The organism is Ningiella ruwaisensis (assembly GCF_004798935.1).
Lineage (GTDB): Bacteria > Pseudomonadota > Gammaproteobacteria > Enterobacterales > Alteromonadaceae > Glaciecola > Glaciecola ruwaisensis.
Map to the genome: position 1 here is coordinate 1 of NZ_RAHT01000029.1, position 503 is coordinate 503.

The window sequence follows — 503 nt, forward strand, 5'->3', positions numbered from 1 at the left end:
AGGCTGTTGATTACATTGTCAGCAAGTGCGAACCGAACAATAAAAAGCACGAAACAGGCTATCGCTCAGCGGCGTCAAACACAGGCTATCGCTCAGCGGCGTCAAACACAGGCTATTACTCAGCGGCGTCAAACACAGGCGATTACTCAGCGGCGTCAAACACAGGCGATTACTCAGCGGCGTCAAACACAGGCGATTACTCAGCGGCGTCAAACACAGGCGATTACTCAGCGGCGTCAAACACAGGCTATTACTCAGCGGCGTCAAACACAGGCGATTCCTCAGCGGCGTCAAACACAGGCAATTACTCAGCGGCGTCAAACACAGGCGATTACTCAGCGGCGTCAAACACAGGCTATTACTCAGCGGCGTCAAACACAGGCGATTACTCAGCGGCGTCAGAGAAGGGAAAAATACTCAGCGGCGTCAAACACAGGCTATTACTCAGCGGCGTCAAACACAGGCGATTACTCAGCGGCGTCAGTTGAAGGGAAAAATAGCGT

Annotated in this window: 1 protein-coding gene; it reads left to right on the forward strand. The window is 52.9% G+C overall.

All coding sequences use genetic code 11. The annotated features are described in order from the left end of the window. Window positions 1–488: YdhT family protein (locus tag D6V41_RS18095; RefSeq protein ID WP_479680819.1), on the forward strand; the 488-nt coding region annotated here is incomplete at its 5' end. Window positions 489–503: the final 15 nt, after the last annotated feature.